The sequence below is a fragment of the Ciceribacter sp. RN22 genome (assembly GCF_024054295.1).
In the GTDB taxonomy this organism is placed as follows: domain Bacteria; phylum Pseudomonadota; class Alphaproteobacteria; order Rhizobiales; family Rhizobiaceae; genus Allorhizobium; species Allorhizobium lividum.
The window spans coordinates 1,567,124-1,580,398 of the sequence record NZ_JAMXLD010000001.1; the positions used below are offsets into that span (position 1 = coordinate 1,567,124).

At 62.5% G+C, this 13,275-nt stretch carries 11 protein-coding genes; 1 reads left to right on the plus strand and 10 read right to left on the minus strand.

Annotated elements, in window-relative coordinates; all coding sequences use genetic code 11:
• Positions 1 to 50: 50 nt before the first annotated feature.
• The 6 genes from NHF53_RS07860 to NHF53_RS07885 form a co-directional block, all read right to left on the minus strand.
• Positions 51 to 482, minus strand: coding sequence for a GNAT family N-acetyltransferase (locus NHF53_RS07860; RefSeq protein WP_252833729.1), 432 nt, complete (start codon positions 480 to 482; stop codon positions 51 to 53).
• A gap of 113 nt (positions 483 to 595) precedes the next feature.
• A complete protein-coding gene (locus NHF53_RS07865; RefSeq protein ID WP_252833730.1) occupies positions 596 to 2,794 on the minus strand; it encodes a copper-translocating P-type ATPase in 2,199 nt (732 codons plus the stop codon).
• A gap of 62 nt (positions 2,795 to 2,856) precedes the next feature.
• Positions 2,857 to 4,356: a multicopper oxidase family protein gene (locus NHF53_RS07870; RefSeq protein WP_252833731.1), complete on the minus strand. Its 1,500-nt coding sequence runs from the start codon at positions 4,354 to 4,356 to the stop codon at positions 2,857 to 2,859.
• Positions 4,357 to 4,453: 97 nt separating this feature from the next.
• Positions 4,454 to 4,816: a hypothetical protein gene (locus tag NHF53_RS07875; protein WP_252833732.1), complete on the minus strand. Its 363-nt coding sequence runs from the start codon at positions 4,814 to 4,816 to the stop codon at positions 4,454 to 4,456.
• Between the two features lie 152 nt (positions 4,817 to 4,968).
• Positions 4,969 to 5,394: an HIT family protein gene (locus NHF53_RS07880; protein ID WP_170141806.1), complete on the minus strand. Its 426-nt coding sequence runs from the start codon at positions 5,392 to 5,394 to the stop codon at positions 4,969 to 4,971.
• 198 nt (positions 5,395 to 5,592) lie between these two features.
• Entirely contained in the window at positions 5,593 to 6,069 is a 477-nt protein-coding gene (locus tag NHF53_RS07885; protein WP_252833733.1) for a hypothetical protein, read from the minus strand.
• 318 nt (positions 6,070 to 6,387) lie between these two features.
• On the opposite strand from NHF53_RS07885, the gene NHF53_RS07890 reads away from it, so the two are divergent.
• Positions 6,388 to 6,744 (plus strand): endonuclease domain-containing protein, encoded by a 357-nt coding sequence (locus tag NHF53_RS07890; protein WP_252833734.1) that lies wholly within the window; start codon positions 6,388 to 6,390, stop codon positions 6,742 to 6,744.
• Positions 6,745 to 6,994: 250 nt separating this feature from the next.
• Here NHF53_RS07890 and NHF53_RS07895 read toward each other — a convergent pair whose 3' ends face one another.
• The 4 genes from NHF53_RS07895 to NHF53_RS07910 form a co-directional block, all read right to left on the minus strand.
• Complete coding sequence (locus tag NHF53_RS07895; protein ID WP_252833735.1) at positions 6,995 to 7,729, minus strand: DUF4145 domain-containing protein; 735 nt, start codon at positions 7,727 to 7,729, stop codon at positions 6,995 to 6,997.
• A gap of 227 nt (positions 7,730 to 7,956) precedes the next feature.
• Positions 7,957 to 9,843, minus strand: a complete 1,887-nt coding sequence (locus NHF53_RS07900) for a TniQ family protein (protein WP_252833736.1) — start codon at positions 9,841 to 9,843, stop codon at positions 7,957 to 7,959.
• Positions 9,777 to 10,985, minus strand: coding sequence for an ATP-binding protein (locus NHF53_RS07905; RefSeq protein WP_252833737.1), 1,209 nt, complete (start codon positions 10,983 to 10,985; stop codon positions 9,777 to 9,779). Before NHF53_RS07905 ends, NHF53_RS07900 begins: the two co-directional genes overlap by 67 nt.
• A complete protein-coding gene (locus NHF53_RS07910) occupies positions 10,915 to 13,272 on the minus strand; it encodes a hypothetical protein (protein ID WP_252833738.1) in 2,358 nt (785 codons plus the stop codon). Before NHF53_RS07910 ends, NHF53_RS07905 begins: the two co-directional genes overlap by 71 nt.
• Between the last annotated feature and the right edge of the window lie 3 nt (positions 13,273 to 13,275).

Genomic DNA, 13,275 nt, shown 5'->3' on the forward strand with positions numbered 1-13,275 from the left:
AGCGGCCCGGCCCGGAAGGGCAACCCGTTTCCGGTCGAGGTCAGGAATGCTCACGCGAAGCGCTTCTTGAGGAAGAACTGGCCGTAGGCGCCGGCGCCGCCTTCGAGCTCGCCGAAGACGGTATAGCCGAGCTTCTCGTAGAAGGGCCGCGCCTGGAAATCGTAGGTGTCGAGCCAGACTCCCACGAAGCCGCGCCTGCGTGCGATCTCTTCTGCTTCCTCGATCAGGCGGCTGCCGAGACCCAGCCCACGGAGGTTCTCCGGCACCACCAGATACTTGATGAAGGCCCAGCCATAGCTCTCCTCGCCATAGAGCCCGCCGATCACCGATCCGGTTTCCGGATCGCGCAGCAGCACGGCGAAATCGGCTCCGCGAACGCGGCCGGTCTGCGCCCGGTTGTAGGTGCGCAGAACGTCGAGCACCGCGTCACGATCTTCGGGCGGCGTGTCGCTGACGACGACATCGATGACGGGGCTTTGCATGAGGGAACTCACTTCAGGGAGGGAACGCGCCGGTGACGGGAATCACCGGCGCGATGATAGCCCGTCGCGCGCTTTCGCAACACCATCGGCGGTGCGCCGATGTTTGCCGGACCTTATAGTCGCGCACTCCGCAGACGTAGCGCATTGCTGATCACGCTGACGGAGGAGAGCGCCATCGCCGCCGCCGCAATGATCGGCGACAGCAGGAGACCGAAGACCGGATAGAGCGCGCCTGCCGCGACCGGCACACCGAGCGCATTATAGATGAAGGCGAAGAAGAGGTTCTGGCGGATGTTGTGCATGGTCGCGCGGCTCAGCTGCCTCGCCCGCACAATGCCCTCGAGATCGCCCTTGAGGAGCGTGACGCCGGCGCTTTCGATCGCGACGTCGGTTCCCGTTCCCATGGCAATGCCGACGTCGGCGGCGGCGAGAGCGGGCGCGTCGTTGACGCCGTCGCCGGCCATCGCCACGGCGCGGCCATCGTTGCGCAGACGCGCGACGATCTCGCTCTTGTGTTCCGGCAGCACCTCGGCCTCGACTTCGGTGATCCCGAGTCTGCGGGCGACGGCGTTCGCGGTGGTGCGGTTGTCGCCGGTGAGCATCACCACGCGGACGCCTTCCGCAAGGAGCGCGCCGACGGCCGGCGGCGTCGTCGGCTTGATCGGGTCCGCGATGGCGAAGAGACCGGCCAGACGGCCGTCGACTGCGGTGAAGATCACCGTCGCGCCTTCGCCACGCAGTTCCTCCGCCTTCGTGCCGAGCGCCGAAATGTCGATCTTCTCGTCGGCCATGATCCGGTGACTGCCGATGATCAGGCGGTGCCCGTCGACGGTGCCCGTCACGCCGCGGCCGACGGGACTGTCGAAGTCCTGCGCGTCCGCGAGCGCTACCTTGCGAACCTCGGCGGCGCTCACCACGGCAGCCGCCAGCGGGTGCTCGCTCGACCGCTCGAGGCTCGCCGCAAGTCGCAGCAGTTCGGTCTCCTTGACGCCGGGAACGGTAGCGATCGCGACGACTTCCGGCCGACCGGCGGTCAGCGTGCCCGTCTTGTCGATGACGAGGGTGTCGATCTTTTCCATGCGCTCCAGCGCCTCGGCATTCTTGATCAGCACGCCCATGCCGGCGCCACGCCCGACGCCGACCATGATCGACATGGGCGTCGCAAGCCCCAGCGCGCAGGGGCATGCGATGATGAGCACGGCGACTGCCGCGACCAGACCGTGGGCGAAACGCGGCTCCGGGCCGACGGCCGTCCAGGTGCCGAAGGCGGTAAGTGCCACGAGGATGACGATCGGCACGAACCAGCCCGAAACGTCGTCGGCGAGCCGCTGGATCGGTGCCCGAGAACGCTGCGCCTCGGCCACCATATGGACGATCTGCGAGAGCACCGTGTCGCGTCCGACCCGCCGCGCTTCCATGACGAAGCCGCCGGTGCGGTTGATCGTGCCGCCGATCAGCCTGGCGCCGGGCTCCTTGGTGACCGGCATCGACTCCCCGGTGACCATCGACTCGTCGATCGAACTGCGGCCTTCGAGAAGCTCCCCGTCGACCGGCACCTTCTCGCCCGGGCGGACGCGCAACCTGTCGCCGACCGCGACGATGTCGAGCGGCACATCCTCGTCGGTCCCGTCGCTGCGCACGCGCCGCGCAGTCTTCGGTGCGAGATCGAGGAGCGCGCGGATCGCGCCGCCCGTCTGCTCGCGCGCCCGCAATTCCAGCACCTGCCCGAGCAGCACCAGCACGATGATCACCGCAGCCGCCTCGAAATAGACGTCGACCGCCCCGTCGCCGGAACGGAAGGTCGCGGGGAAGACCGACGGGGCGACAGTCGCGACGATGCTGTAGATCCATGCTGCGCCCGTGCCCATGGCGATCAGCGTGAACATGTTGAGGTGACGGGAGACGAGCGAGGCCCAGCCGCGCTCGAAGAAGGGATAGCCGGCCCAGAGCACCACGGGCGTCGCCAGCACGAGCTGAATCCAGTCGGTCGTCATAGGCGATATGAGCATGTGCAGGTCGAAGAGGTGCTGTCCCATCTCGAGAAGCACGACCGGCAGTGTCAGAGCGAGTCCGATCCGGAAGCGTCGCTGCATGTCGAGGAGTTCCGGGCTCGGACCCGTCTCCAGCGTCGCCGTTTCCGGCTCCAGTGCCATGCCGCAGATCGGGCAGTTGCCGGGGCCGAGCTGGCGGATCTGCGGATGCATGGGGCAGGTGTAGACCACCCCGCCTTTGCCGGAGACATCCGCTGCCGGGGGGACCGTCCGTTCTTGGCTGTGCTCGTGATGATGACCGTGATGGTGCTCGTCAGCCATTGTTGCCTCCTCGCGTGACAGGTCGGGACGCGGGCGAGGCAAAACCTCGCCCGCTCATTCTATCAGGCATTGCCGTAGGCGACGAACGCCATCATGCCCGAGGCCATGTGGTAGAGATGGTGGCAGTGGAAGGGCCAGCGTCCGGCGTTGTTGGCGTCAAACTCCAGCGCGACCTCGGCCATCGGCGGCAGCAGTACTGTGTCGCGGACCGCACCGGCGATCGCGACGCCGTTGACGGCGGTCACCTGGAAATGATGCCCGTGCAGGTGCATCGGATGCGCCATCATCGACATGTTCTGGACGACGAAACGGATTCGCTCGCCGGTGCCGACGGCAAGCGTCTCGGCGCCCGCGATCGACCAGGTGTAGCTCGCCATGTCGCCGCCGAGCACCATCCGGTAGCTGCGGGCGGGCTGGCGCTTGTCGAGCGGTGTGACCGCCCTCAGTCGCTGTTCGAGCCCCAGATCGAGTGCGGGGCCGGTCTCCTCGCCGTCACCGGCGAGCTTTCCGATCGCGGCTCCGGCACTCGCGAGCACGAGGCCCGTCCGCTTCGTCGAGCCTTCGCGCAGGGCCAGAATGGGGAAGGCGCCGCCCTCCTTGGGAAGCTCGACCACGATGTCGAGCCGCTGGCCCATGGAGGCCGGGAAGCGCGTGCCGGCGATCGGCTGCACCGGCTGGCCGTCGACCGCGACGAGGCGGCCGAGCACCTCGCCGGTGTCGATGGTGAAGGCGGTCGAGGTCGCACCGTTGATGATCCTCAGCCGCACCCGCCCGCCTTTCTCGACCTGCACGACTTGCGGGTCGTCGAGTGTCCGGTCATTGGCGAGATAGGCGTCGTACTCGATGTCGTTGAGGTCCATGCCGGCCATGCCGCCCATTCCGGGCATGGCCATGCCCTGCTGGCCACCCATGGAGCCGCCACCCATGGAGCCGCCCATGTCGTGGCCCATATGGCCCATGCCGGACATGCCCCCCATCGACATCCCGCCCATCTGGGCGGCACCGTGGCCATTACCGCCTTTCAGCTCTTCGAGGAGCTCTTCGGGCGACCGGAACGAAAAGTCATGGAGAAGGATGACCACCTCCTGCTCGTCGCTTGCCGCTTCCTCCGGCCGCCGGACGATCAGCGGAGCGGCGAGCAGGTTCTGCTCCTGCAGGGTGTGGGCGTGCATCCAGTGCGTTCCGCCGCTGCCGGCGGGGAAGGTGTAGCCGCGGGTTTCTGCAGGCGTCATGAGCGCGGCCGGATTGTCCGGAACGCCGTCCATGGCCCAGGGCGGGGTGAGCCCGTGCCAGTGGATGAGCGTCGGCTCGGCGGTCTCGTTGGCGAGCAGCACGTCGAAATCGGCGCCTGCGTCGAAGGTCAGGCCGGGAGTGCCATCCGGCTGGACGAGCCCGAAGACCTTGGCCGGCTTGCCGTTGACCGCGAGGACACGGCTGGTAACGGCAAGGCGCTTCGCCGGTGTGTCGGCCGCGGCCCGTGCATTGGTTGAAAGAATGGAAGGGGCGAACCCGGCCGCGGCGGTGCCGAGGGCGAGAGTCTTCAAGAATTTGCGACGATACACGATCTTTTCTCCTGATCGGTGTGTCGGCCTCGGCCGACAGCAGTTTCATCCATGCATGTGGGGACATGCCGCCGCTTGAGTGCGGCTGACGGATCGATCAGGCGAGGGGACGTGGTGGTTCGAAGTCCGGCGGCGGCTCGTTGCCCGACAGGCCGGACTGGCGCTCGGGATAGACGAGGTGGAGGAAGGCGACCGCATGGGGAGCGGCCCCGGCAGGACCCGCCGCCGAAACGCAGAGTGGGCAGGCGGTCGTGCAGCAGGGAACGGCCGCCGCCTTCGTGGCGGTGCTGTCGCCGGATTTTGTATGGTGGTGCTGATGGGCGCCGTCCGCCGCGACGGTCATGACACTGCCGCAGTTCGTCTGGTGGGCGCTGGCGCCGGGCGCACCGGTAAAGGCAAACGCGGCCACGACGACCAGCACCAGCCAAGCCATTCTCCCGAGATTGCGCAATTGCCGCATCAGGTCAAAGTCTCCGTGAAGGACGACGCATCGGAATTGAATGCGCCGTCTCCGTCACTTCCTCTGATTTAGGACGCATTTGCGGCATTCTCAAGGGCGCCTCTCGGCGCGACGTTTCCGATCTGTCGATCGGGCGCCGTTTTGGCAGCGCGTCAGCCCGCCGCAAACAGCGCCCGCAAATGCGCGGCGATCGCATAAGCCTCATCCAGCGGCACCGGCGGCGGCGGCTTGGGCGAGGGGTTCTGGTGATAGCGGGTGTCGGTGATGGTGTAGTGCTTCCACCGGCGCGGCGTGTCGTAACGCGGGATCGCGTGCACGTGGAGCTGCGGCCACTCGTTGCCGAGCTGGGTATAGTTGAAGCGCGCCGGCTGGAAGGCAGCTCCGACCACCCGCTCGTAGCGCTGCAGAACCAGTCGAAGATCCCGGTATTCGTCGTCGGTGCAGGTCGCGAGCGAGGTATCCGAGACGCGCTTTGCGATGACGAGGCAGCGCCCGAGATAGCTCTGGTTGAAATGAAGGCGCGTGAGCCAGTGCTCGCTCTCGCAGACGTCCATGCGGGAGAAATCGACGTCTTTCATGCGGATGTCGAAGGAAGGAGGCAGTGGTGGGCCCCGCCGAGAAACGGATGCCCGATGGTCTCTCGATTCGAGCGGAGGTTGCAAGCAGCGGTTTGCAGTGTCGCCGTTCGCTCATATCTGCAGGGTTGGCGGGCTTCGCCGGCCGAACGGCCGCCCTCTCCGGCAAAGGCGGGGAGGGCAGGCTCCGGACAAGGGCGATCAGCGCGAATCGAGGATCGCGTTCAGCTTGTCGATCTGGGCCGAGGTGAGCGTCAGGCCGAAGCCTGCTTCCAGCTCGTCGACCGCAGCGTCGATAGCGGCGGTCTGGGCGGCCGGATCGGCAAGTTCGAGGGCTGCGGCGCGGGCTTCCTGGTACGTGGCGACCTTGCCGACGGCCGAATTCGGCGAGGCGAACATGCGCGCGACCGGTGAGGCGTGGGCGGCGTTGAGCGGGCCGAGTTCGTCCGCGCCGACCGTTTCGGTATCCGTTTTCTTCGCCTTCGCCGGCTTGGTGCCGAGCTTGCCGTAGGCGTTGCCGTTCCGCGACTTGTCGGAGGCATGACCATTGCCATGACCGCCGCCGTTTCCGTTACCGGCAAGCGCCTGGTCGACGAAGCCGAAGCCGCCCGCGGACGGCATCGTAAACGCGACGGCGAGGGCGGCCGCGCAGACCGCAATGCGCGCAATATGTTTCATCGGAACCTCCATTGTGGTCTTTCTCACCTTCTTCGTTGCAGTGCCGGGATGTCTGCCCTTCTTGCGGGGGTCTTGCAAACCTCGGCAGCGACGCTCCTCATGGGTCGAAAGGAAGGATACGAACATTAATATGACATGAAGAATTTGGCTGCAAAGCAACGGGTTCTCCGGCCAAAACGCTTGCAGTCGACGCTCTCCCCAAAAATTAGGGTATCGGGCGAGGGTTGGTTCGTGCGGTCAGAAAACCTGTCTGGCATGCCAAGCCATTCTTGCCACGACTCCTCCGTGCTATCCTGTCGAGCGACAGAGGGAGACCGAATGCGCCATCGCCCGCCGGAGCTTCACCGCAAGCGGGCCCGCGACATGCGGGCGGATGCCACACGGCCGGAAGACATCCTGTGGCAGATGCTGAAGGATCGACGTATCGAGGGTTTCAAGTTCCGCCGCCAGGTGCCGCTCAAGGGCTATATTCTTGATTTCGTCTGTTTCGAGGCGAGGCTGATCGTGGAGGTCGACGGCTCGCAACATGTGGAAAGCTGGACCGATCGCGCACGCGACGCGATATTTCGCGGCGAGGGTTTCCGTATCTTGCGTTTCTGGAACGACGAGGTGACGGACAGCCCCGACAGCGTGTGCCGCGCCATCCTTGGCGCGTTGAGGAATACCGGGGAGTGAGCGGATGGTGGTTTCCTCTCCCCTTGTGGGAGAGGAAGCAATTTCAGCATCTTAGCGTGAGCTAAGTGCTAGAAATTGCAGGTGAGGGGGCTTGTGCCCTGCCAGCCGTCCTACCCCCTCACCAACAAAATCTGCGACTTAGCTGTCGCTAAGACCGCGATTTTGTAACCTCTCCCACAGGGGGAGAGGTGGAGTGGCGGCTCTGTTCACCTCACCTGCCGTAGTTGCGCCAAAAAGGGGAGAGGCCCTATTAAGCATTGTTCTGAGGAGCTTTCCGGATTGTCTCTTTTTCCTCAACGCTGGCGGTTACGCGAGCCAATCTATCCTGCCGTTTTTGGCGAGCGATGTACCAATCGTCGAATAAGTTTTCCACGAGACTGAGCAGCAATTCGGCTTCATCCGGTTCTACATCGACGATCACGTTGATGTCTTTCTCCATATGAGCGCCAATATTGCCAATCTTGCGAATCGCTTCGATGGCCTCGAAGCTCTCTTCAGATACGCCCCGAGGCGCATGCCCTTCATCGAAGAGTTTCTTTAGCTCGTTGATTTCCTGATTGAGTGTCGGCTTCGTGATCCCGCAGAAGTCACGGATCATTCCTTGAATGCATCTTCTAGCTAGGGTCGCCGATGCTTTTGGACTTAGATTCGCGATTCGACACGCTTCTATATAGTCATTACCAATTGGCTGCGGAATAATAGGTGGTAGTGGGCGAGCGCGGCTATCCGGTTTTATGCGCGTTTGTAATATCCGCTCGTTTATTCGATAATATCCTGAGGCGTATATCAACTTGCCATATGTCAAATTCAAAGTAATATTTTTACATTGAGGGTTTGAGCATCCAATAGCTTGGATTTCAACGCCCACAAGTTTGCCGTCACAAGTCTCGCCTAGGTCAAGTTGGCTAGTGCTAAGGTCGTATTTTGCTTCACTGACTGTCTGATAGTGAGAGCAATAAGGGCACGTCCAGTTGAACTCTGCCATTCCCTAACCCCATTGCCGAAAAAGCCGATAGGCCCGAGGTTTCCCCCGGGCCGTGAGAAAACGACCTTGGTATTGGCCATGTTTCTCGTAACCCATTGATTTTCTGCACGCGGTGCCTGAAATCCGATCCAGAAATGGCTAATCCGGAAGCTAAAAGTGGCCAACTGAACCGGGCATAAAAAAGCCGGGCAGAACCCGGCTTGATTGAACGTCGCATCAGCAGGAAATTACATCCGCTCGATTTCCGACCTACGGTAGAACGGCATCTCGCCCGCGAAGAAGATCGGCATGATCCCGGCGTCGTCGAGATCTCGCTTCAGGTTCCATGTCCGGGTCTTTCGGCTGGTGGCGAAGTTTCCCAGGGACAGATATTCCTTCGTGAAGGCTTCGAGCGAACTAGGCTCGACCACCGTCTGCATGTTCCGCTTTACCGGATTGCGTCGTTTGACCGACGGCAACTGACCACCGTCGACAAGCGCCTTGATGATCGTGCTCGATGCCGGAATAAGCCTCTCGAGTTGGCGAAGCGAGAAGCAGCCATGGTCTTCCCCCGCTGTCTTCGCCTTGATCTCATCCGCGTCAAGCTTGATCGCCGCGAGTCCGGTTTCACCTTCGTTCCAGGCCACTGTCGTCAGCGTTCCACCGAGCACGAGTTCGATGACTTCGGCGAAGGTGCAGCCTACTTTCGTCATCACATTCCTGATGTCACCAAGGCCATCGTGATCGATCTTGATGACGGCTCTCCGCAAGCGGCCAAGAAATTCGTCAAGCCCACTCGGCGAGAACCTTCGGTCAACGGCAATTTCGGCTGCTGTGCCATTCCCCCCAACAGGTTCGATGAACCCATGCTTCACCAACATCTCGAATTGAACACGGCCGGCACCGATGTATGCCTTGGCGTCCGGAACATCGAGGCTGCTCTTGGCCTCGAGAGCGAAATTCTCCATCGTGCGCGCGTCCAGAAGGATCCTTTCGAACGTCTTCGATGTATCGTCGGCCGCGATCAGACCTTCATTCACGAGGGTCTTACGCAGCCGTTTCGGATGAACGCCGAATTCCACGGAAGCGGACTGCACTGAGTGCAGGCGCCTCTCGGTGACGGGTCCGAAGAATTCATCGCCCGGCCCGAGTGGGAGATTGTCCATGGCAACGTCGCGCATGATCTCGCGGATCGGGTCATAGGCCTTGTCGTCGGTTTCGTGGGCAAGCCGTTCATAGAGGCGGCCGAAGATCGCGCGCCCTCCCATGTCGGATGATTTCCCATAGAAGCGTGTCACTTGTCCGCGCAGGTAGTCGCGGAAATCGTCCTCGCCGCCGCGTAGGATATCGTAGCCGGCACCTGCACATGCCGACCATTCGCCTTCATCGATGGGCGATGCGTGGAAGTGAGTGCCATGGCGTTCCGTCGCCCCGACGGTTTCACAAAGGCGCACGGCGACGTAGAGAGGCAGGCTATCGAGCCACCTCGACTCGGTCGGCCTCCCACGGAGCCGCTTCTCCACGTAACGCTGGAGGCTGTCCGGCTTCGTGAATTTGACATCGGACAACAGGCCTCGCACGTCTCCGAGCTCGGCGAGGTTTGCCGCGAAATCGTGTAAGAACAGGGGCTGCGGATTCTGCTCACACGTGATCAGTTGGACTCCATGGGCTTCACAGCACCGGATGGATTTCACCAGCCAGTCAACGCGACCGAATGAGCGGAAACCACGCCGCCCACTTTTTTGGTGTTCATCGTCGAGGACGCAGTAGGGGCAGAACCGCAGCCGCTGCCGCTGCATGAAGGCGCGGGTGAGGGACTGTCCCGCAACTACGCTGTGGCGGTCATTGGTGGCGATGATCCCATGGGACAGATAGGAGGCCGGAACCCCAATGACCGAGGCGAATTTCTCGATGTCGTCCCCATTGCCGACGGCAAGCCCCTGGAAACGAAAGCGGAGATCGGCCCCGAACGACCGGGCATGCCGATAGCCGCAAGCTGCAGCGAGGCGGGAGCAGTAGCTGGCAACGGTCTCGCGAGCATCGAAATCGATGATTTCAAACAGTCTGGTCATTGGGGACGTACTCCATATTTGGTGGCGTTCTTGCCCTTGATTTTCAACTTGTTCTCTTCCCATGAGCGATCGTCGTCGCGCAGCAGAGCGGTGGTCGGGTCCAACTCCTGCCAGTTGGCTGCGGTGAAGACGTTCTTGCTAGGCCTGCATCCCGAGAACGACGCGTAGGTCTTGACGAAATCGTCGAGCAGCACATGCTCGCGGCCGGCCAGCATCGCCAGCTCCACTGCTGCCCGGATCATCTGCACTACGGAGCCGAACTCCGCATCGCACGCGTGCACCAGCCTTTTCAGGAAATCTCTCTCCTTGTTGGTCGCTCCCGCTTCCTCTTGGTTCTCCTCTGCCTCGAGATCGATCCTGAGTTCCATGCCTGCGTGTTCGAGGACGATCGTCTTCAGGATGCTCTCGACGAGATCCGTGTTCCCATCGGCGTCGACCGTATCGAACGGGATCACGGTGCGGCGGTTGTAGAGTTGCTTTCGAGCGAGGAAGCTCGCGAGCGGAGGAACGCCGACCAGGATCAGACGTACGGGCCAGTCCGCCATCTGCGTAAGGTTCTTGAACGCGTCGCCGATGACGGTCGCCTCCCGGACGGTGGCAGACTCGATCGCGTGCTGGGCTTCGTCGATGACGACCCACATGACCTTGTGGACTTTCAGCAGACGGCGGAAGAGGAACCACGCTTCGTTCTCTCGGATACGGTCCGGCGGCGTGTGCCCGAGGGCCTCGAGGCCCGCGATGGCGAGCAGGCGAGGCGTACAGGGGGAGGGCGCTTCGATGAAGATGACGGGATGAACCTTTACGCTGTCCTCATCGACGTACGCTGCCATCGCCTTGAGGCTCTGGATATGTTTCACGATCGCGGTCGTTTTCCCCGCACCGGAGCGCCCGCAAATCGCCACGATGCGCCGCTTGTCGGGCTTGCCTGTGATCGGGATCGTTACGCTGGCGACAGAGGCCATCAGTGCGTCCTTGAGCAGCTTGTCGCGGTCCAGGGGAATGTACTCGTTGTAGAGTTGCGCGACGCGGTCGGCCACGGAAAGTCGGCTGGCACCGACCAGATCGCGTACGCGGTCGATGGCTGCCTTGCTCCGCTTCGCCTCATGGTCTTCCAATTGGGTCACGATGTCCTCCTTACTCCTCATCGAAAATGTCATTGCTGATGCGGCGGATGACGGTGGCTTCGTCGTCATCATCATCACCATTCTGCGTCTTCGCCTCCTGCGGCGGCGGAGGTGGAAGGGCGGTTCCCAGCGGCGGACGGCCTCCGGTTTCGGCCTCCTCGCGGATGACCTTGGCGCTTCGGGTCCTGGCGTAAACGATCGGGGCGATGCGAAGGGCCGCGAACAGCTCGTTGGAAGGGCGCCATTCGCCTTCGGGAACGGGCTCGCCCTTGATGTCGATGAGATCGAACTCGCGATCCATCTTCCGCTCGAAGCGCTGATAGTCCTCGTCCGTCAGGACAGGGTTCACTAGGCCGGCTTCGAGTCGGGCCATCTCGGCCTGCTGCTTCAGCCAGGCGAAAGTGTCGACGAGGATCTGACGCGATGCCTTGGCGTTCTCGCTATTGAACAGCTTCAGCCGTTCGACGGTCGCAAGCCACCGCCAGATGCTCACGCCCGCGAGTTCACGATGGACACAGGGAACTTCAATCCATCCGTTTTCCGTAAGGACCGAGACGGCATCCAGATTATGATTGTTCACGCGCCCGAGGACCGGTGTCTTCTTGGACTTACGCCGGATCTGCTGCAGCTCCTTGCTCTGGAAGTAGAGACCCGCGACGCGAAGGCCCTTCTTGGAGATGACGCGCTTCACGTAGGTGCCGAAGAGGTGGGCCCTCAGCGCTCCGGTCGGACCCGGCTGCACACCGTGGTCGCGTGCAAGTTCGAGCCAGCGGTTGAGAGGGGTCGCGCCGTTCAGGCCCTCATGGGGTGCATTGTGATAGCCATCCACGGCCCAGCGGATCAGGCATTCTGCGATCTGATCCGCTACTGAAGCGGCGTGAGCTTCGGAATCATAGTCGCCCTTCTCGGCGATGGATCCCCAGGTGCGGCCGTCGAAGTAGTTGAACATCTGGTGAGAGCATGTCTGGAACCAGCGCTCGATGTAGCCACGCATGGAAGCCTGGCCGGCGGGAGGAAGAAAGATGTCGCAGCCCATGTCGTTGACGGCAATGCGGTAGGGGCGATGGGCGAAGTACACGGCGCTGTCCACCGCGATCGTTTCCCCGGTTCCGTGCTGCATCCATGGCGACTGACAACCGAGGCGGCGGGCGATGTCAGTCTTGTCACGAGTCGACATTTCCAGAGCCGTCATCGCCGACTTCAGCGACGGCGGCTCGGCGCTGACATGCAGCGCGATGATGCAACGGGTGGCGACGCAGATCATGGCGGTGATCCAAAGGCGGATGCGCTTGATCTTCTTGCGTTCCGCCTTGGAAAGCGTCTTCCAGGCACCGACCTTCACCAGCAGAGTCTGGAGATCGATTTCATGGTCGTCGCACTCGATGCGTTCGAGGGCGCGGATAATGTCGATGCCGCCGTGTTCGGGTTGCCACTCTTTGCGTGCGGTTTCCCGGCCGTTCCGTCCAAGTTCACGCCACATGTCCGGGAGCGCATTGTATCGATTGCGCAGCGTGTCCTCGCACGGGATCCGTAGCTGGTCGTCGGGGGATCGCAACTCATTTGCGGCCACCATCGGCCCAACCACCATGTCCTTATGAATCTGGGCAAGATCGGGCTTGCTGGTCGAGCAGGCAGCACGCACGGCGTCATTCAGATACTGCAATTCGTCCGGGGTGAAGTACTCGGGCCGCTCGCTGCGATAGGTGTTCTTCAGGCACGCGGGATCGAACTCGTTCTCCTCCATTGTGAGGATCCAGCCTTTCACCGAGGAAGGCGACGGCTCCCAGAGTTCAACCTTGGACTTTGTCGTGTAATTGACCCGGCCCGTCGTCGTCGGCTTCCTGCTGGCCAAAAAGGATCCGGAGGAGATCTGCAATTCACGCCAGGCTCGCGCGATATGCGGGATCACGCGAAGAAGGGATTCCCGGGACTTGCTGACGGACGGCGGCATCGGAAGGCCGTCGATGCGGGCCAGCCTCCGCTCCTCCTTGTTTTGTTCCTTCAGCTCGAGAAAACTCCGGACGAAGAATTCTTTCCGGAGAATGTCTTCCTGATCCTTGTGACAAAGCACACTGAGGCTCGATGTCCCCTTGAGGCGAGCTTTGGCCTTGCTGTCGGAATAATAGCGGAATTCGACCGTCATCGGATCCGCGTCGCGGTTCAGTCGCTCGTTGAGGTCGACCTGTGTAAAGCTGATGGTTGCGTTTGTCTCGTCCATCCGGCGGAGCACCGCGCCGTTGCGGTCGCAGTATAGGACGTTGTACTCGATGCCCATGTCCTTGACGCGGGCGCCTTCGGGGAGCTTGACGAACGGGAGCGAGGCGGGGGCGTGCTGCAGGGCAAGCGCAGTTCGGATATGATCCTGCATGGA